Annotated in this window: 15 protein-coding genes, 1 tRNA gene and 1 pseudogene; 12 read left to right on the forward strand and 5 right to left on the reverse strand. The window is 61.8% G+C overall.

The features are described 5' to 3' along the window. Nucleotides 1-37: 37 nt before the first annotated feature. From infB to truB, 3 genes are all read left to right on the forward strand, one after another. Nucleotides 38-2980 carry a translation initiation factor IF-2 gene (gene infB, locus F7R19_RS23220; RefSeq protein WP_150982154.1) on the forward strand — a complete coding sequence of 981 codons (2943 nt, stop codon included), beginning with the start codon at nt 38-40 and terminating at the stop codon, nt 2978-2980. Between the two features lie 63 nt (nt 2981-3043). Next, the gene (gene rbfA, locus F7R19_RS23225) at nt 3044-3415 is read left to right on the forward strand and encodes a 30S ribosome-binding factor RbfA (protein WP_061958079.1); all 372 of its coding nucleotides are present in this window, start codon (nt 3044-3046) and stop codon (nt 3413-3415) included. Between the two features lie 59 nt (nt 3416-3474). Further along, on the forward strand, nt 3475-4419 hold the full coding sequence (gene truB, locus F7R19_RS23230; RefSeq protein ID WP_061958080.1) for a tRNA pseudouridine(55) synthase TruB: 945 nt from the start codon (nt 3475-3477) through the stop codon (nt 4417-4419). 133 nt (nt 4420-4552) lie between these two features. Here truB and F7R19_RS23235 read toward each other — a convergent pair whose 3' ends face one another. From F7R19_RS23235 to F7R19_RS23250, 4 genes are all read right to left on the reverse strand, one after another. Then, nucleotides 4553-6160 (reverse strand): DHA2 family efflux MFS transporter permease subunit, encoded by a 1608-nt coding sequence (locus F7R19_RS23235; protein ID WP_061958081.1) that lies wholly within the window; start codon nt 6158-6160, stop codon nt 4553-4555. A 23-nt stretch (nt 6161-6183) separates the two neighbouring features. Next, complete coding sequence (locus tag F7R19_RS23240) at nt 6184-7413, reverse strand: HlyD family secretion protein (protein ID WP_061958082.1); 1230 nt, start codon at nt 7411-7413, stop codon at nt 6184-6186. 53 nt (nt 7414-7466) lie between these two features. Beyond that, the gene (locus tag F7R19_RS23245; protein ID WP_150982155.1) at nt 7467-8996 is read right to left on the reverse strand and encodes an AdeC/AdeK/OprM family multidrug efflux complex outer membrane factor; all 1530 of its coding nucleotides are present in this window, start codon (nt 8994-8996) and stop codon (nt 7467-7469) included. 79 nt (nt 8997-9075) lie between these two features. Continuing rightward, nucleotides 9076-9591 (reverse strand): MarR family winged helix-turn-helix transcriptional regulator, encoded by a 516-nt coding sequence (locus tag F7R19_RS23250; RefSeq protein ID WP_061958084.1) that lies wholly within the window; start codon nt 9589-9591, stop codon nt 9076-9078. A gap of 195 nt (nt 9592-9786) precedes the next feature. On the opposite strand from F7R19_RS23250, the gene typA reads away from it, so the two are divergent. Continuing rightward, the gene (gene typA, locus F7R19_RS23255) at nt 9787-11607 is read left to right on the forward strand and encodes a translational GTPase TypA (RefSeq protein WP_061958085.1); all 1821 of its coding nucleotides are present in this window, start codon (nt 9787-9789) and stop codon (nt 11605-11607) included. 87 nt (nt 11608-11694) lie between these two features. Here typA and F7R19_RS23260 read toward each other — a convergent pair whose 3' ends face one another. Then, nucleotides 11695-12609: a sterol desaturase family protein gene (locus F7R19_RS23260; RefSeq protein WP_150982156.1), complete on the reverse strand. Its 915-nt coding sequence runs from the start codon at nt 12607-12609 to the stop codon at nt 11695-11697. Nucleotides 12610-12826: 217 nt separating this feature from the next. On the opposite strand from F7R19_RS23260, the pseudogene F7R19_RS30675 reads away from it, so the two are divergent. The 8 genes and pseudogenes from F7R19_RS30675 to F7R19_RS23295 all read left to right on the forward strand — a co-directional run. After that, a pseudogene (locus tag F7R19_RS30675) lies at nt 12827-13369 on the forward strand (Tar ligand binding domain-containing protein); the annotation flags it as partial. Between the two features lie 390 nt (nt 13370-13759). Then, nucleotides 13760-14392 (forward strand): methyl-accepting chemotaxis protein, encoded by a 633-nt coding sequence (locus tag F7R19_RS30680; RefSeq protein WP_409364604.1) that lies wholly within the window; start codon nt 13760-13762, stop codon nt 14390-14392. Nucleotides 14393-14474: 82 nt separating this feature from the next. Beyond that, complete coding sequence (locus F7R19_RS23270; RefSeq protein WP_150982157.1) at nt 14475-15557, forward strand: enoyl-CoA hydratase/isomerase family protein; 1083 nt, start codon at nt 14475-14477, stop codon at nt 15555-15557. A 130-nt stretch (nt 15558-15687) separates the two neighbouring features. After that, nucleotides 15688-16248, forward strand: a complete 561-nt coding sequence (locus tag F7R19_RS23275) for an NADPH-dependent FMN reductase (RefSeq protein WP_150982158.1) — start codon at nt 15688-15690, stop codon at nt 16246-16248. Between the two features lie 372 nt (nt 16249-16620). After that, entirely contained in the window at nt 16621-17625 is a 1005-nt protein-coding gene (dusA, locus tag F7R19_RS23280; RefSeq protein ID WP_150982162.1) for a tRNA dihydrouridine(20/20a) synthase DusA, read from the forward strand. Between the two features lie 812 nt (nt 17626-18437). Further along, nucleotides 18438-18698, forward strand: a complete 261-nt coding sequence (locus F7R19_RS23285) for a hypothetical protein (RefSeq protein WP_061959865.1) — start codon at nt 18438-18440, stop codon at nt 18696-18698. Nucleotides 18699-18812: 114 nt separating this feature from the next. Continuing rightward, nucleotides 18813-18888: transfer RNA gene (locus tag F7R19_RS23290), tRNA-His, on the forward strand. Nucleotides 18889-19452: 564 nt separating this feature from the next. Continuing rightward, nucleotides 19453-19930, forward strand: a 478-nt coding sequence (locus F7R19_RS23295) for a contractile injection system protein, VgrG/Pvc8 family (protein WP_249043170.1), incomplete at its 3' end; no start/stop codon positions are given.

A 19930-nucleotide genomic window follows, 5' to 3' on the forward strand; every position in this document is an offset into this window, starting at 1 on the left:
TGTCCCGACGTAGAAACCGAGCATTGAAAGGGTTTGAATGGCAAGCACAACAGTTGCCCAACTGGCCGCAGAACTGAGCCGCAGCCCTGCTGCACTGCTGGAACAATTGCAGGCAGCTGGGGTGGGCAAGGCAAAGCCTGAAGACATCATTACCGAATCGGACAAGACCCGACTGCTGGATTACCTGAAGCGGTCGCACGGCCAGGCCGACGACAGCGCACGCAAAAAAATTACGTTGACCAAGCGCGAGACCTCTGAAATCCGCCAATCCGATTCCACGGGCAAGACCCGTACGGTGCAGGTGGAAGTGCGCAAGAAGCGCGTCCTGATCAAGCGTGACGAGGCCGATTCACACGGCGACGGCGCCGATACGCAGGAGTCGGTGGAAGCCGCCGCCGAACAGGCGCGCCGCGACGAAGAACAGCGTCGCGCGGAAGCCGAGGCGCTGGCCCGTCAGGAAGCCGAAGCCCAGGCAGCCCGCGAGGCCGCCGAGCGCGAGGAAGCCGAGCGCCGCGCCCGTCAGGAAGCGCTGGAAGCCGAGCAGCGTCGCCAGGCCGAACTGCTGGCTCAGAAGGCCGAAGAAGAGGCTGCCGCATCGCGTGCCGCCGCCGAAGCCGCCGAGGAAACCGCTCGCAAGAAGGCTGAGGACGACAAGACGCGGCTGGCCGCCGAACGTGTTCAGGCGCAGAAGAATGCCGACGATGCCAAGGCAGCGGCCGACAAGGCGCGCGTCGAGCAGGACAGCGCCAAGGCAGCCGCAGACAAGGCGCGCGCCGACCAGGACGCCGCTGCGCGTCGCCGCCGTGAAGCCGCCGAAGCCGAAGCCCGCGCCATCCAGCAAATGCTGAATGCGCCGGCGCGCGTGCTGAAGGCGCCGTCGGAACGCAAGGCCGAGGAAAAGAAGGCCGAGCAGACCGGTACGCTGCACAAGCCGGTGAAGCCGGCCGGCGCGACCACCGAAGCGAAGAAGGACGACAAGAAGGTTGTGACGGCTCCGGCCGCCACCACTACCACCGCGACCGCCGACAAGAAGGGCGGCAAGGGCGCCAAGACCGGCACGTGGCAGGACGAAAGCTCCCGTGGCAAGAAGGGCGGCGGTCTGAAGACGCGTGGCGACTCTTCTGGCGGCACCGGCGGCTGGCGCAGCGGCCCGCGTGGCCGTGGCGGCAAGCAGCATGCCGATGACGGCCGCAGCAACTTCCAGGCGCCTACCGAACCGGTGGTGCGCGAAGTGCACGTGCCCGAAACCATCTCGGTGGCCGATTTGGCGCACAAGATGGCCGTGAAGGCATCCGAGGTCATCAAGCAGATGATGAAGCTCGGCCAGATGGTCACGATCAACCAGGTGCTGGACCAGGAAACCGCCATGATCGTGGTGGAAGAAATGGGCCACAAGGCGTACGCCGCCAAGCTGGACGATCCGGAAGCGTTGCTGGTAACCGATGGTGAAGACCACTCGGACGCCGAAGCGCTGCCGCGTCCGCCGGTGGTGACCGTGATGGGTCACGTCGACCACGGCAAGACGTCGCTGCTGGACTACATCCGCCGCACCAAGGTTGCCGCGGGCGAAGCCGGCGGTATTACGCAGCATATCGGCGCCTACCACGTGGAAACCGATCGCGGCGTGATCACGTTCCTCGACACCCCGGGTCACGAGGCCTTCACGGCAATGCGTGCACGGGGCGCCAAGGCGACCGACATCGTCATTCTGGTGGTAGCCGCCGACGACGGCGTGATGCCGCAGACCAAGGAAGCCATCGCGCACGCCAAGGCTGCCGGTGTGCCGATCGTGGTTGCGATCAACAAGATCGACAAGCCTGAAGCTAACCCGGACCGCGTCAAGCAGGAACTCGTGGCCGAGCAGGTCGTGCCGGAAGAGTACGGTGGCGATTCGCCTTTCGTGCCGGTGTCGGCCAAGACCGGTCTCGGTATCGACGAACTTCTCGAGCAGGTATCGCTGCAGGCCGAAGTGCTGGAACTGAAGGCGCCGGTCGATGCACCGGCCAAGGGTCTGGTGGTGGAAGCCCAGCTCGACAAGGGCAAGGGCCCGATCGCGACGATCCTGGTCAGCAGCGGTACGCTCAAGCGCGGCGATGTCGTGCTGGCGGGCAGCGCCTATGGCCGCGTTCGCGCCATGCTGGACGAAAACGGCAAGCCGGCGAAGGAAGCTGGTCCGTCGATCCCGGTGGAAATCCAGGGTCTGTCGGAAGTGCCTGCGGCTGGCGAAGAAGTGCTGGTGCTGCCGGACGAGCGCAAGGCGCGTGAAATCGCCCTGTTCCGTCAAGGCAAGTTCCGCGACGTCAAGCTGGCCAAGCAGCAGGCGGCCAAGCTGGAAACGATGCTCGAGCAGATGACCGAAGGCGAAGTCCAGACGCTGCCGTTGATTGTGAAAGCGGACGTGCAGGGCTCCCAGGAGGCGCTGGTGCAGTCGCTGCAGAAGCTGTCGACCGCCGAAGTGCGTGTGCAGATTGTGCACGGTGGCGTGGGTGGCATCTCGGAATCCGATGTCAACCTGGCCACGGCTTCCAAGGCTGTGATCATCGGCTTCAACGTGCGCGCCGATGCCGGTGCGCGCAAGCTCGCCGAGCACAACGGTATCGACATCCGCTACTACAACATCATTTACGATGCGGTAGACGAGATCAAGGCGGCGATGTCGGGCATGCTGGCGCCTGAAAAGCGCGAGACGACCATCGGTCAGGTGGAAGTTCGCCAGGTGTTCCGCGTGCCGAAGATCGGCGCCGTGGCCGGCTGTATGGTCACAGACGGTTTGGTCAAGCGGACCTCGCTGGTACGCGTGCTGCGGAACAACGTGGTCATTCACGACGGAGAACTCGATTCGCTCAAGCGCTTCAAGGACGACGTCAAGGAAGTCAAGCAGGGCTTCGAGTGCGGTTTGTCGATCAAGAACTTCAACGACGTTCAGGAAGGCGACCAACTCGAGGTGTACGAAATCACCGAGGTGGCACGTACGCTGTAAGGCGATACGAAAAAACGGCAGGCACCAGCCTGCCGTTTTCACTTCGGTTCACGACGATTTTGCATGGCCAAGAAAGGCAATATTTCCTCCCGTAATCTCCGCCTGTCGGACCAGATCCAGAAGGAACTGGCCGAAATGATCCAGCGCGAGCTTCGCGATCCGCGCCTGGGGCTGGTGACGCTGCAATCGGTGTCGCTGACGCCGGATTACGCGCATGCCAAGGTGTATTTCACGGTGCTCGGCGCCGAGCCCGAGGTGGCAGCCGCCATCCTTCGGGAAAAGGCCGGTTATCTGCATTCCCTGTTGTTCAAGCGCCTGCATATCCATACGGTGCCGACGCTGCATTTCCATCACGATACGTCCGTGGAACGTGCAATCGAGATGTCGAAGCTGATCAACGAAGCGAATTCAACGCGCGCCAGGGACGACGAGTAAGTCTCCAGTGCATTCCGCGAGCCGGCACGCTGCGGCCGGCTTCGCTTTCTTTTTTCCCAATGACTGATTCCCAAGCCCAACGTCCGCCCCGGCTGCCGCGCCGTGACGTGCATGGCGTGCTGCTGCTGGACAAGCCGCTCGGGCTGTCGTCCAACGATGCGCTGGTGCGCGCCAAGCGTCTGCTGCGTGCGAACAAGGCGGGCCACACCGGCACGCTCGATCCCCTGGCCACCGGGCTGCTTCCGCTGTGCTTTGGCGAGGCCACCAAGTTCTCGCAGGATCTGCTCGACGCGGACAAAACCTACGAGGCAGTAGTGCGGCTCGGCGCGACCACGACCACTGGCGATGTGGAAGGCGATATCGTTACGCAGCGTGCGGTGACGTGCGATAAGAGCGCGCTAGACGCCGCGCTCGTGCGATTCACGGGCGAAATCGACCAAGTGCCGCCGATGTATTCGGCGCTGAAGAAAGACGGCAAGCCGTTGTACGAATACGCACGGGCAGGGCAGACCATCGAGCGCGCGGCGCGCCGCGTCACGATCCACGCGATCACGCTGCTCGACGCCGATTTGCAAGGCGCGACGCCATCGTTCACGATGCGCGTGACGTGCAGCAAAGGCACCTATATCCGCACGCTGGCCGAGGATATCGGCGAGGCGCTCGGCTGCGGGGCGCACCTGACAGGCCTGCGCCGCATCGGGGTAGGCGATCTCACGCTGGACGGCGCTGTCACGCTCGAACAGATCGAGGCGCAGTCCGATGACCTGCGTCCATCCTTGCTGGCGCCCGTCGACGCGCTGCTGCAGCGCTGCGTGCCCGTGCATCTCGACGCCGCTTCGGCCGCGCGTTTCCTACAAGGCCAACGCATCGCGCGTCGCGACTTGCCTGCCGGCCAGGCGCCCGAAGAGGGATCGCTGGCGCGGGTCTACGGCGAAGGCCAACTGCTCGGCGTCGCGCGCATGAAGGATGGCGCGCTCCGTCCGGAACGATTGGTCAGGCTCTGATCAAGGCAGGTTGGTCGAGCGGCGCGAATGCACGTGCCGCACGTCGGGAGATCGCCGGCCGTTGAAATCCACAGAATCGGCAAAAGAAAAGGGCATCGATTCGCGTCGATGCCCTTTTTTGCCTCGTGGTGAATCAATGAGCGCCGGCCGCGTCAGCGCCACCACCGCCCTTGGCGCGTTTGGTCAACCAGACAAAGACGATCAGCGCGAAAAACAGCACGCCGGAAATCCAGAAGATATCGTTGGCGCCAAGCATCGAGGCCTGCTGCGAGATATTCCGCTCGATAAATCCGATCGCCTGCATTTTCGACATGCCCATTTGCATCAGGTGATCGAGCTGCGACTGGTATGCCGGGTTGTAAGGATTGATCTGCTCGACCAACTGCGCGTGATGCAGCGCCGAGCGGTTTTCCCAGATTGTCGTCGAGATCGACGCGCCAATTGCGCCGAACGTGATCCGGACGAAATTCGACAACCCTGACGCCGCGGGAATTCTCTCCGGCGGCTGTCCCGACAGAATGATCGACGTCAGCGGAATGAAGAACATCGCCATCGCGGCGCCCTGGATCAGCGTGGGGATCACCAACGCACGTGTATCCACGCCTGTGGTGAAGCCGGCCCGCATGAAACTGACCACGCCGAATGTCATGAACGCGGCGGTCGCCACCCAGCGGGCGTCCACCTTCGGCAACACGCGGCCGATGATAGGCGACAGAATGATCGCGAAGATGCCCACCGGCGCGGTGACCAGACCGGCGTCGGTCGCGGTATAGCCGATGATGGTCTGCAGCCACAGCGGCAGGATGACCAGATTTCCGAAAAACAGCCCGTACGCCACCGAAATGGCCACCACCCCGGCCGCGAAGTTGCGCCCCTTGAACAGGTGGATGTCGACGATCGGATGCTTTTCGTAAAGCTCCCACACCAGGAAAAACAGGAATCCGACAATCGCGATCACGGCGAGCGCAACGATCACGGTCGAATGGAACCAGTCGAGCTCCTTGCCCTTGTCCAGCATCAGCTGCATCGACCCCACCCAGATCACCAGCAGCGCGAGGCCGATGCGGTCGATCGGCAGGATCTTGATCGGCGTCTCGCGGTCGCGGTAGATCGCCCAAGTGACATAGGCCGTGAGAATGCCGATTGGCACGTTGATGTAGAAGATCCACGGCCACGTCATGTTGTCCGAAATCCAGCCGCCCAGCAGCGGCCCCATGATCGGCGCGACCAGTGTCGTCATGCCCCATAACGCCAGTGCCATCGAACTCTTGGCCGCTGGATAGCTGGCCAGCAGAAGCGACTGCGACAGCGGGATCATCGGGCCGGCCACGGCGCCTTGCAGCACGCGCGCCGCCAGCAGCGTTTCGAGGTTGGGCGCCACGCCGCAGAGCCATGACGAAATCACGAACAACAGGATCGACAGCACGAACAGCCGCACCGCGCCGAAGCGCGTGGTCAGCCAGCCCGTCAGCGGCACCGAGATGGCATTGGCCACGGCGAACGACGTGATCACCCAGGTGCCCTGGTTCGGCGAGACTCCGAGGTCGCCCGAAATGGCTGGAATCGACACGTTTGCGATCGACGAGTCGAGCACGTTCATGAACGTCGCCAGCGACAGCGCGATGGTGCCCAGAATCAGCTTGCCGCCTGACAGCGGCGGATGCGCGGCCGGGCGCGCGGGGGCCGGCTTGGGCGCCGGCGCCGCGCCTGCGTCCGGCGTTGCGGTAGTGGAATTAGCCATGGGCGGTCAGCCAGTCGTGCACATCAGGTGTTGGCGGGCTTGGGCGTTGCCGCGGGCCGGGATGCGCCCGTGGCCGACGGCGCTGCCACGCGGCCGCCGTTATTGACCGCGATGATGCGGGCGATCAGTGCATCGGCGTCCTGCGCCACCTTGTCGTAGACGTCGGTCTGCAGCGGCTTGGCGGCATTGGCCGTCGCCAGCGCCGCGCCTTCTTCCTTGCGCACATCGACCGTGACATTCATCGACAGGCCCACGCGCAGCGGATGGTCCTTCAGTTGCTGCGGGTCCAGCGCGATGCGCACCGGCAGGCGCTGCACCACCTTGATCCAGTTCCCGGTGGCGTTCTGTGCCGGCAGCAACGAGAACGCGGCGCCCGTTCCGGCGGAGAAGCCTTCCACATGGCCCGTGTACTTGACCTTCGATCCATAGACATCGGCTTCGAGTTCAACGGGCTGGCCGATGCGCATGTGGGTGATCTGAACTTCCTTGAAGTTCGCGTCGACCCAGACCTGATCGAGCGGAACCACGGCCATCAGCGGCGTGCCGGCTGCCACGCGCTGGCCGACCTGCACCGAACGCTTGGCGACGTAGCCCGTGACAGGCGCCGGCATGGTCGAGCGCACGAAAGCGAGATAGGCGGAACGCAGATTCGCCGCCGCGCGCTGCACATTCGGATGCTTCTCGACAGTGGTCTGGTCGGTCAACACCTGATTCGACGCCAGTTGCTCCTTCGCGGCGACCAGTGCCGACTCGGCCGCCTTCAGCGCGGTCTGCGCGTGCGAGATTTCCTCGTTCGAGACCGCGCCCGATCCGGCGATGGCCTGACGACGGCGCAGGTCGTCGCGCGCCTTGGCGACGTCGGCTTCGCGCATCGCCACGTTGGCAGCCAGCGAGCCGTTGTTGACATACAGCGTGCGCACCTCGCGCACGGCCTGGGCGAGTTGCGCCTCGGCCTGTTCCATGGCGACCTGCGTGTCCGCGCGATCGAGCTGGATCAGTGGCTGGCCAGCAGTGACCAGTTGCGTGTCATCGGCGGCAATCGAGACCACGGTCCCGCCGACCAGAGGCGTCACCTGGACCACGTTGCCGGCCACATAAGCGTCATCGGTGTTCTCGAAATGACGGCCGTACAGGCCCCAGTAGAGGCCATAGCCCACGCCTGCCACCACGATCGCGGCGGTCAGCATGACGATCAGGCGTTTGCGCTTGCCGTTGTTGTCAGCCGCCGGGGCTGCTTGCTGGTTGGTGCTCATGTCGAATCTCTTACGGTTTCTTTCGTCTTGTCTGGTGGATGTGCCCGGCCTTGTCAGCCCTGGGCGCCCTGGGTCTGGCCCATGTCTTGCCGTTTGCTGTCCGGGTGCGCGGCCGTATCGGTTTCCTGGTATCCGCCGCCCAAGGCTTTCATGAGCCCCATCTGCAGATCGAGACGGCGCGCCTGCAGGTCGGTGGCCAGTCTGCGCTGCTGCAACACGTTGCTCTCGGCGTTGAGCACCGTCAGCTGCGTGCCAAGGCCGGCCTTGTATCGCATGGTCGATAGCGAGTAAGCATGCTCGGCCAACTCCAGCGCTTCACGCTGCGTCTTGATCTGCTGGTCGACGCTGCGAATGCTGGTCACCGTGTCAGCCGTTTCGCGCAGCGCATCGACCAGCGTCTGGTTATAGCTGGCCGCGGCGATGTCGTACTGCGCATACTTGCCCTTCAGGTTGGCGCGCAGCCGCCCGCCTTCGAAGATCGGCAGCTTGAGGGTCGGGCCCACGCCGAAGGTGCGGCTGACGCTCATCAGGAGATTCGCCGGATCGAGCGACGCCAGGCCGGCGAACGCGGTCAGCGTCACATCGGGCAGGAATTCCTTCTTGGCGACGCTGATGTCCTTGGATGCGGCCTCCACGCGCCAGCGCGCGGCGACGAGGTCCGGCCGGCGCGCGATCAGGCTGATCGTCAGGTCGTCCGGCAACTGCGGCGTGGCGTTGGCCAGCAGGGTCGGCTTGCTCAGTTGCAGGCCGCGATCGGGCCCCTTGCCAAGCAGTGCGGCAATTTGGTTACGTGCCAGTGCGATTTCCTCGTCGACACGTTGCAGGTCGGTCTGCGCCGCCGCCACGGTTCCGCGTGCCTGGGTGGTTTCCACCTGCGTATCGAGCCCGGCGGCGAGTCGCTGGCGCGACAGGTCGGTCAGATCGCGGCGCTGGGCGATGGCCCGCTCCGCGACATCGCGCTGCGCGTAAAGCGCGGCCAGACGGTTGTAGCTGCGCGCAATCGACGTCGTAAGCATTAGCCGGGCAGCCTGGCTTTCAGCCGCCATGGCCCGGTCGTCGGACAGCGCGGCTTCCAGCGCGTCGCGATTCTTGCCCCAGAAGTCGAGGTCCCACGACAACCCGAACTGCAGGCGCGACTGGTTTTGCCACGACCCGGCCAGCGGCGTGCCTTCGAACAGGTCGGTAGAAGAAAAGCGCTGGCGCACCAGGCTGCCTTCGAAGTCCACGCTCGGATACAGGGCCGCGCGCGTGGCGTCCGCCATGGCGCGTGACGCCTCGAGGCGCGCGAAGGCGACCTGCAGATTGGGATTGTCCTTGACCGCTTCGTCAACAAGCGCGCGCAGTTGCGGATCGCGGAACTGGTCGACCCAGTCCTGCGACGGCCACTGTCCGTGCTCGTTGGCGAAGGTCTGCGGCGAGGCCACCGATTCGGCGGGCATCATGGACTGCGTGCTATGCGAATTGCCAAGCGCCGCGCAGCCGGCAAGTACGGCGGTAGCCATTAGCGTAAGGGCCAGGCTGCCGGTGCGGCGCCACGGACCGTGACGGCGCGCACTGGTGGCGGATGAGTAATCGGGGTTCATGGTGTGAGCTGGGACGCGGTCTTGCGAAATCGGGAATCGGCAACTGACTGTTGTAGTACTTGTTCGGCGGCGGTCGCAGCTATCCCGTGTTGCGATCGAACGGGCAGCCAGCTTCGTCCGTGCCGCCGTTATTGGCAATGATTCGCAGCAGCATGCCGCGCAGCACTTCGATTTCCTCGGCGGTGAATCCTTCGAAGTGGCGGCGCATCACATTGCAGAACGCCGCCGGCAGTTTCTCGACCATCGCGTTGCCCTCGGCCGTGATGGACAGATCCACCACGCGCCGATCGTCGTCGCGGCGTGTGCGCTCGATCAGGCCGCGTTTTTCCATGCGGCTAAGCAGGCGGGTGACCGAGCCGGCATCGGTATTGAGGTTGCGCGCCAGGTCCGTGGCGGTCGTCGCCTCGTGCTTGGCGAGCATCATCAAGCAACTAGCCTGCGCATGGGTCATGTCCAGGCTGCCGACTTCCTGCTCAACCCCCTGCGAAAGCGTGTTCTTGGCGCGACCCAGCAGATACCCGACGCTCTTGCCGATTTCGTACGAGGCAGGGTCGAACAGATCAACGGGCTCGGCGTCTTGTGTCGTTGAGGTCATCTCTTGTCACTGCAATCTTTGCTTGGGCAAATATAAGCAGAGATATAAGTGATGTTCAAGCACGGAAATTGGTTATTGCAAGAATCGCAACAGCTTTCCTTGATCTATGCTGAAGAGCGATAGAGTGTTCCGCGGTGCAACATGCTAGAATGTCGGGTTATTTTTTCCGATAGCTCCGCCTTCAGGGGACGCCGAATGACCCGCGCCATCCGTAATATCGCCATCATCGCTCACGTCGATCATGGCAAGACCACCTTGGTCGACCAGCTCCTGCGCCAGGCAGGCACCTTCCGCGACAACCAGCAGATCGCCGAACGGGTGATGGACTCGAACGACCTGGAAAAGGAACGCGGGATCACGATCCTCGCGAAGAACTGTGCCGTCGAATACAACGGCACGCACATCAACATCGTCGATACGCCGGGCCACGCCGACTTCGGCGGCGAAGTGGAGCGCGTGCTGTCGATGGTCGACGGCGTGCTGCTGCTGGTGGACGCCGTGGAAGGCCCGATGCCGCAGACGCGTTTCGTGACGCGCAAGGCGCTGGCGCTCGGCCTCAAGCCGATCGTCGTGATCAACAAGATCGACCGCCCGGGCGCACGTCCGGACTGGGTGATCAACCAGACTTTCGACTTGTTCGACAAGCTCGGCGCGAATGACGACCAGCTCGACTTCTCCGTGATCTACGCCTCGGGCCTGAATGGCTACGCTGGCCTGACCGAAGACGTGCGCGACGGCGACATGAAGCCGCTGTTCGAAACCGTGCTGGACAAGGTGCCAGTGCGTAACGACGATCCGAACGGTCCGCTGCAGATGCAGATCATCTCGCTGGACTACTCGAGCTACGTCGGCAAGATTGGCGTTGGCCGCATTTCGCGCGGACGCGCCCGGCCGCTGCAGGACGTGGTGGTCAAGTTCGGTCCGGAAGGCAATCCGATCAAGGGCCGTATCAACCAGGTGCTGAAGTTCAGCGGCCTGGAGCGCGAGATCGTTTCCGAAGCGGAAGCTGGCGACATCGTGCTGATCAACGGCATCGAGGAACTGGGCATCGGCTGCACCGTATGCGCCCCGGAAGCCCAGGATGCGCTGCCGATGCTGAAGGTGGACGAGCCGACGCTGACGATGAATTTCTGCGTCAACACGTCGCCGCTGGCCGGCCGCGAAGGCAAGTTCGTCACCAGCCGCCAGCTGCGCGAGCGCCTCGACCGTGAGCTGAAGTCGAACGTGGCGCTGCGCGTGGCCGACACCGGCGACGACACGATTTTCGAAGTTTCGGGCCGTGGTGAACTGCACCTGACGATTCTTCTGGAAAATATGCGCCGCGAGGGCTACGAACTGGCCGTATCGCGTCCGCGCGTGGTGTTCAAGGAAATCGACGGCGTCAAGCACGAGCCGTACGAACTGCTGACCGTGGACGTCGAAGACGGCCACCAGGGTTCGGTGATGGAAGAGCTGGGCCGCCGCAAGGGTGAACTGCTCGACATGGCTTCGGACGGCAAGGGCCGTACGCGTCTGGAATATCGTATTCCGGCGCGGGGCCTGATTGGCTTCCAGGGCGAATTCCTGACGCTGACGCGCGGTACCGGCCTGATCAGCCATATCTTCGACGACTACGCACCGGTGCGCGAGGGCGGCCTGGGCGAACGTCACAATGGCGTGCTGATCTCGCAGGATGATGGCGACGCCGTGGCCTATGCACTGTGGAAGCTGCAGGATCGCGGCCGCATGTTCGTGAAGCCGGGCGATGCGCTGTACGAAGGCATGATCATCGGCATTCACAGCCGCGACAACGACCTGGTCGTCAACCCGATCAAGGGCAAGCAGCTGACCAACGTGCGCGCATCGGGTACCGATGAAGCCGTGCGCCTGGTGCCGCCGATCCAGATGTCGCTGGAATACGCTGTTGAATTTATCGCCGACGATGAACTGGTTGAAATCACGCCGAAGAGCATTCGTCTGCGCAAGCGTTATCTGAAGGAACACGAGCGCAAGCGCGCGTCGCGCGAAGCGGTGTAAAGCTGTAATAACTCGCCGCATAAAAAACCGCGTCCTGGTGACGCGGTTTTTTATTGCCTGCCGTATTTGAGTTTTCTGCGGAGCCGCTTAGTGATCGCCGGTATGGAATGGATTGGCTCGCATGGCAGTCAGATCGGCTGCGACGGACCGCGATGCCGGGCTCCGCCATTCCGGCGCTTTCCACAAATACCGCAAATCCCGATCGCGCCGTACATCGGCAAACATGTCGCGCCATTCGTGAAATGTCAGCGTCAGCGGATTGTGCGTGCGAATCTGGCGCGTGATGCCGTATTGCGACGGCTCGGTTTCCGGGACAAAACTGCCGAACAAGCGATCCCAGATCGTCAGCACACCTGCATAGTTGCGATCGATATATTGCGCATTTTTCGCGTGATGCACACGATGGACACTCGGCGTATTCACCAGCATTTCCACGCGCGGCCAACGGCGTCCCAGCCGTGTGTGGACGAAGAACTGAAAGGCCAGATTCAGGCCGACCGCCAGGATGACCCAGTTTGGTGTAAAGCCGATCCAAGCGAGCGGGATCCAGAAAATCCACATGCCGGATATCGGATAGGTCAGGCTCTGCCGGAACGCCGTCGAGAAATTCATGCCCTCCGATGAATGGTGAGCCACATGCGACGCCCACATCCAGCGGACGCGATGACTGGCCCGGTGAAACCAGTAATAAAGAAAATCCTGCAGTAGCAGCAGTAGACCGAACGACCACCATGTCTCCGGCACCAGCCGCAGCCCATGGTTGAAACACCACGTATAAACCGTGCGGACCATCAGCCAAAGAAAGAACGCATCCGACGCCTGATGCATCAAGGCCAGCGACGCATTCGAAAGCGTGTCGCGCCAGCTGTACACCGAGCGGTCCCGCCGCGACCAATACCACGCCTCCCAGGCAATCGTCAGCAGGAATACCGGTGCGAAGGCCATCAGGATCAGGCCGGGGTCGAAACCGTCAGTGTCAGGAGCAGGGCTGGGGAGCGTCATGGCGCCAGTGTGCATATTTTCGGTTAAAGCGTATGGAAGTTTTCCTCCATACGGCCGCGGGCGCCACACGAGTGGCGCATGCGGCGCGCCAGCGAGGTATCACGAAAATGCAGCACAGACTATCACCGCGGTGGGATCAAGTACGCCCCTCGGCTTGCCGTCATTGGGGCGACGGCTAACGGAGGAGTGGCCGCCATTACCACGGAGAGATCGCCCCATGTTTCGCAACACCACGATTGGCGCCCGTTTGTGGCTCCTTACGATTGTCACCAACTTGTTGCTGCTGATTGTCGGCATGGTTGGATGGTTCGGCATGTCGCGCAGCAACGATGCCACGCGCCAGATTTATCAGCAGCAACTGTCGGCGGCGACTTACCTGGCCGAAGCGCGATCGAACCAATTGCTCGTCCGCGTGCTGCTGGACCAGGCCGCCTTTGCTACGGATCCCGCTGACGCAAAGGCGCGTGCTGCGACGGCCCAGGGTTTTGCGCGCCAGTCCGACGCGGCATGGCAGGCGTACCTGGCGATTCCGCGCACCGCGGAGCAGACGCGCGCGACCGACGATGTGTCTGAAAAGCGCAAGGCATTGTTCAGCCAGGGCGTGGCGCCAATGATCGCAGCGCTGCACGCTGGGGATCGCGACGCGATGATGAAGGCCGTGATGGAGACGATTCCGAAACTGGACATCGCATTTACCGCGGTCAACACCGAGCTCGCCCGCTTGCAGGTGGCGAGCGCAAAGAGCGTTTACGAAAGCTCGCAACATCGCTATGACGCACTGTTGACGCTGTCGATTATCGTGCTTTGCGTGGGCATTGCGTTCAGCACCGTGGTGGCCTGGCGCCTGCGTGCGTCGATCGTAAAGCCGCTCGATATCGCAATCGCCCGCTTCGCGCGCATGGCCGATGGCGATCTCGGCTCCTCGGGTCGCGATGCGTCGGTGGATGCCGACGAGCATGCGAAGAACGAGACGAGTCGTATGCTCGGGATGCTCGATCGCATGCAGGCGCGCCTGGCGGCCATGGTTGGCGAAGTGCGCGGCGGCGCCGACTCGATCGCCGCGGCCAGCCAGCAGATTGCCAGCGGCAATGCCAACCTGTCGCAACGCACCGAGCAACAGGCCGCCTCGCTGGAAGAGACCGCGTCGAGCATGGAGCAGTTGACGAGCACGGTGCGACACAATGCCGACAGCGCGCGCGAGGCCAGTACGCTGGCCATCGACGCCCGCACGTTGGCCGAACGCGGCAACGACGCCGTGTCGCGCGTGCAATCCACGATGCTGCAGATCGACACTGGCGCGAACAAGATCGTCGACATCATCGACGTGATCGAGAAGATCGCGTTCCAGACCAATATCCTGGCACTGAACGCTGCCGTGGAAGCCGCGCGTGCGGGTGAACATGGGCGCGGCTTTGCCGTGGTGGCTGGCGATGTGCGCGATCTGTCGCAACGGTGCGCCGGCGCATCGCGCGAGATTCGCACCCTGATCAGCGCATCCGTGAGCAGCGCGCGCGAAGGGACGTCGCTGGTTCACGACGCTGGCCAGGCGATGCAGGACATCGTCGAGGCGGTGCGGCGCGTAACCGATATCATCGGCGGCATCAGTGCGGCCTCCGATGAGCAATCGCGTGGCATTGAACAGGTCAATGTCGCGGTCTCGCATATGGACGGCATGACGCAGCAGAACGCCGCGCTTGTCGAGCAGGCAGCGGCGGCGGCGGGTTCGCTCGAGGACCAGGCTCAGCGGATGAAGTCTCTTATGTCCGCATTCCGTCTTGCATGAGCCGATTCTGAAAAGATCGCCGTCGTCGAATTCCGGCCTCATGGGTGGCGTAAAATCGGTGCCCACAAGAACGGAGACCGAAATGACGGAGTTTGTATCGACGCAACTGCGCGGCGGCGTGGCGTATCTGACACTCACGCGCCCGCAGGCCCTCAACGCTCTGTCGCTCGACATGATTCGAGCGATGACCGAGGCGCTGCAGGGTTGGGAGAATGACCCCGGCGTACACGCCGTGGTGGTGGCAGGCGCAGGGGGCAAGGCCTTTTGCGCCGGCGGAGACATCCGCTGGTTCCATCAGGCCTATCTCGCCAATGACCCACTGCTCGATCAGTTCTTTGTCGAGGAATACGCGCTCAACTTCCTGATCCATCGTTATCGCAAACCTTACGTAGCGTTGATGGACGGCGTGGTGATGGGTGGCGGCATGGGCATCTCGCAAGGGGCCAAGGTGCGCATCGTGACCGACCGAACAAAGATGGCGATGCCGGAGACCAACATCGGCCTGTTTCCCGATGTCGGCGGAGGCTGGTTCCTCGCGCGCACACCGGGGCGCATCGGCGAATACCTGGGGCTTTCGGGCGTTGTTATCGGCGCGGCCGACGCGATTTTTGCGCAACTGGCGGATGCCTACTTGCCGTCCAATGTTCTGGCCGAGCTCGTTGCGTCGATGCAGGCGCGGTCCTTTGAAAGCGGCGACGCTGTACTTGCGCACATTGCCGATGCCACGCATGCGCATCGCGCCGATATCGTACCCGCGGACAGCAATCTCGCCCGACAGGCGGACCGCATCGACACGCTGTTTGCGCGACCGACGATGCACGACATCCTGGCCGCTGTCAGCGATACCGAAAGTGACTGGGCCGCACAGACGGCCGCCACGCTGCGCAGTCGCTCGCCGTTGATGTTGTGCGTCACGCTGGAGCAGATTCGTCGCGCCCGCGCCATGACGCTGGAAGACGAGCTGCGCATGGAACTCGACATGATGTATGACATATTCCGCCACGGCGACGGCATCGAAGGGATCCGCGCGCTAGTTATCGACAAGGATCATCAGCCCAAGTGGAATCCCGCCCGGCTCGATGACGTGACGCCAGCACGAGTGCGCGCATTTTTCGATAGCAAATGGCGGCGCGAAGAACATCCGCTGGCCAAGTTGGGCGGCTGACGCTCGCATCGGCGCGGCCAAAGCAAGTCGAGTAGAGTGACGGTTGGTCTAGCCCTGGGTTTTCCGGATGCCGGGATACGGGGCTGGTCTTTCATCACTTCGAAATCGTGTGAACAGGAAAGGAGCCGTAATGAGCAATCCTCGTGATGTCGCCGTACTGGTGGGAAGTTTGCGCAAGGAATCCCTGAACCTGAAATTGGCCAAGGCTCTTGCAGCCATGGCGCCGCCACAACTCAAGCTCGATATCGTCGAGATTCGCCAGCTTTCCCACTATTGCCAGGATGAGGACGATCATCCGCCCGCGGAATGGACGGCATTCCGCGACCGGATCCGGCGCGCGGACGCAGTGTTGTTCGTGACGCCGGAATACAACCGCTCTGTGCCAGGCGTGCTGAAGAATGCCATCGACATCGGCTCCCGGCCTTATGGAAAAAGCGCCTGGGATGGCAAGCCCGGCGGTGTCATCAGCGCGTCCCCTGGCAATATTGGCGGGTTCGGCGCCAACCACCATTTGCGGCAGTCGCTGGTCTTCCTGAATATACCCGTGCTGCAGCAGCCTGAGGCATACATCAGCGGCGTCGACAAACTGTTCGACGAGCAGGGCGGCATCGCCAATGAATCCACGAGAGGCTTTCTCGGCAAATACCTCTCGACATTCGCGTCGTGGGTTGAGAAGAACGCCGCACGCTAGCCAGCAGATCCGCGTCGGCCCCGTCCTACAATGCAAAGCGGACGGGCCTGACATCGGCGACGTCGCCTCCTTTCTATAGTGAACTCACGCTCACCACTACAGACAAGGAGGCCCATCATGCCGTATATCATCGCTTGGATTCTTGGCGTACCCGCCTTTGTTCTCATCCTGATCTGGCTGTTCATGCATTAAGTTGCGAGCGGCAAGTCAGCAAAGCGACGCCTTCGTGGCGTCGCTTTGCATTTCTGCCAACGACAAATGCATGTGGCGTATCCGCTGCACTGCGGTGAATATTTACCTCGCGTATACTTCGGGCTCTTCGCGTGCGATCCCGTCGCGCCCTTGCTACCCAAACGCCATATCTGCATCAGCATGACTGTAAATCCGCGCCGCATCTCGGTTGCTCCGATGATGGACTGGACCGATCGCCATTGCCGCACCTTTCATCGCGCGCTAAGCCGCCACACGTGGCTTTACACGGAGATGGTAACGACCGGCGCGCTGTTGCATGGCGATGTGGCACGGCATCTGGATTTCAACGCCGCCGAGCATCCTGTCGCGCTGCAACTTGGGGGCAGCGAGCCGGCCGACCTTGCAAAGGCTGCCAAGTTGGGGGAGCAGTGGGGTTATAAGGAAATCAACCTGAACTGCGGATGTCCCTCGGAGAGGGTGCAACGCGGCGCGTTTGGCGCGTGTCTGATGGCGGAGCCGCAATTGGTGGCGGATTGCGTGAAGGCTATGCGGGATGCTGTTGATGTGCCGGTGACAGTGAAACATCGAATCGGCATCGACACGATTGAACATTATGGTTTCGTGCGCGATTTTGTGGGAACGGTAGCCGAGGCGGGTTCCGAAACATTTATCGTTCACGCCCGGAATGCGATTCTCAAAGGGCTGAGCCCGAAAGAAAATCGGGAGATACCGCCGCTGCGTTACGAAGTGGCCTACCAATTGAAACGCGAGTTCGCGCAGCTCGAAATACTGATCAATGGCGGCGTCGTGTCCCACGTCGAAATCGCCGAACATCTCCAACATGTGGACGGCGTGATGATTGGCCGGCAGGCTTATCACGATCCGTATTTTCTTGCGGAAATGGACCAGCGCTACTATGGCGCCACCACGCCCATTCCCACGCGCGGCGACGCGGAACTTACGATGCAGGCGTATATCGGTGAGATTGTGGAGAATGGGGGCTTTATGGGGGCCGCAACGCGCCATATGCTGGGCCTCCATCGCGGCGTTTTTGGTGGAAGAGGGTGGCGCAGGGTGCTTTCCGATTCGCGCCGAATGAATGCGGCACGCATTCGTACGGATGTCGACGCGTTGTTCGAAGAGGCGCGATCACATCTGCGTCCTGACATGCTGGAGGCGGCCTAGTGTGACGACGCTGAGGCGGGCGCGTCGAAGAAAGGCTCTAATTTCGAACGGTCATTCTGTGCATGGCGCGCGAAATGTATCGCATACCGGTGTCTGACCACGGTTCTGGCCGGAAACCCGCGCCGGCAAAGGGATTCCCCTAATTCGCCAGCGCTGCCTCATGTTCTTACACTGTGCCTGCCCTCGAATACAGGGCTTTCTTCAACTGATTATTGAGCCCGCCGTGTGCGGGCTTTTTTTTGCGTCTCGAAGATGCAACATCCACCGTGGGTTTGCACGGATGGCGACCGAGAAATGGCTGGACTACATTGAAAAGGCCTTCAGGGCATTGAGATCGCTAATTTAAGAGTCCGCTACGGCGGGCTCTTTTTTTTGTCGAGCAAGCGCTTCGATTGGTAAGTGACGAAAGAGTTCCGCCAAAAAAAGCAGGCGATACTCGTGAGAGTCGTCGCCTGTCGGGAATGTCGAGGGGGGTCAATGTCCCTCGCGAAAGAGTATCTAACAGCACCAAAAGAGGCAGAACCCTGCATTGGTAGGGCACGTGGCGGCATTTTTGGTGCAGCCCCCGTCGATACCGGCCATTGCCGCCTCACCTTACGGGCATCGGTGGGCGATTGAGGCTCTGCGTCGCGACCATGCTAGGATGCCGGTCAATGTCGCGTCAGCCGACATAGGGGGGTGAATCGCACAGGCAAACTGTGCGGTTCCAGTGGGGGAGTAAATGCGGCAGGGCTTGCCAGTTGCGAAGCGCGGAACGCTCGGAAGCGAGTGGATCAGCGCGAAGGGTCGGGAACGAGTCCTGGAGGTATCAAATGGAAACGGACGAGCCATTCGGTGAGGTGTTTGAAGACTACCGGGTGATCTGGGTAGCGGAGCAACTTCAGGACGGGAAATGGACCGCGCGTTATTGCTGGCATCCGGGAACCTCCATGGAATCTGGCAAGGCGTTGCAGCGCGACGTGCTGAACGGCAAATCGAAGCGTTTGCTCGGGCTGTTCCCGACCGAGGCCGACACGATCGCGGCGATCAAGGAAGCCATACTGCTGGAGGCGAAGTGGGTGGGAAGCCGGTGACGGGTCTCACATCTTTTTAAATTTTTTTGTGCGGGATACTAGCCATCCGCTCCAGATCCTTGTATAGTCTTGTTCTTCGCTGATCGACGTATCTGTCAGCGAAAAATCTCTACGGTGGCTGTAGCTCAGTTGGTAGAGTCCAGGATTGTGATTCCTGTCGTCGTGGGTTCGAGTCCCATCAGCCACCCCAAAAATTTCCTTGCAAAACAGCCGCTTACACAAGCGGCTGTTTTGTTTTCTGGATATCCATACGGCGGTCGGCCCCGGTCGCTTCCACTTTTAGCCTGCTCACTCATCCCGCTTGTTGCAACTCTCGTAGCTTGGTTGGGACCTCGTCTCATCGATGATGTCCCAGCGCTTGGCGCCGGGCTGTTTGGCGCGCTTGCCGGTTCACATTGCCTTTTCCATTTGTCTCCCGGTAGTGCTGCTGCAGGCGGCCGCTCTGCCTGCGCCTAGCCCCGGTGAAGGGTTTGTCGTTCGCCCCGGCTGGGGCTCATCCGAGTTAAAAATATATATATCGGAATATCTTGTATTTTATAATTCGTGCTTTTAATAAGGAAAAATAAATATCTGTAAATCATAAAAATATTATTTCAGATTTTGTTCTGTTTCTGTTGTTTGCGCGACGCATCGGCTGTTCTCGCCTGTTGGATAGCGGCGTAAGGTTTTGACGCACGAGAATGTCGGCCTCGCGTCGCAAGCGATGGCCTGTTCGGAGAACGCGATCACGGCTGGTAAGGAGCAAGCAACAGTGATGGATGTGACGGACGAACTGAAATCATGGGGCGACGGGCTGCCAAGGTCCGTGACTGGACTGCAGCCCTATCACCTGAAGGTGCTCGGAGCGAATAATGCTGCCGGCCTCTCCGTGGTGTCATTCGAGGCAGTAGAGCGCCTGGGCGAGCCCTACAGCGTCAAGATCCGATTGACCCATCCGATGGACCTGGACCGGATGGAGTACGTGCGCCGCGATGCCACGTTCTCGATCGACCCGGGCGACGGCTCCGAACCTCGGCAATTCTCCGGCTGCATCTTCCGCTTTTCAAAAACCCGTCAGACCCGCGACTTCTGCGCCTATGAAATGGAGTTGCGCCCGAAGGTCGCCTTGCTGACGCTGACCAAGGCAAGCCGTGTCTATCAGAGAAAGACCGCGCCGCAGATTATCGAAGCCATTCTTCGCCGCCACGGCCTGGAAGGCCACCAGTTCGCTTTCAAGATTCGGCGCCAGTATC

The sequence above is a fragment of the Cupriavidus pauculus genome (assembly GCF_008801835.1).
In the GTDB taxonomy this organism is placed as follows: domain Bacteria; phylum Pseudomonadota; class Gammaproteobacteria; order Burkholderiales; family Burkholderiaceae; genus Cupriavidus; species Cupriavidus pauculus.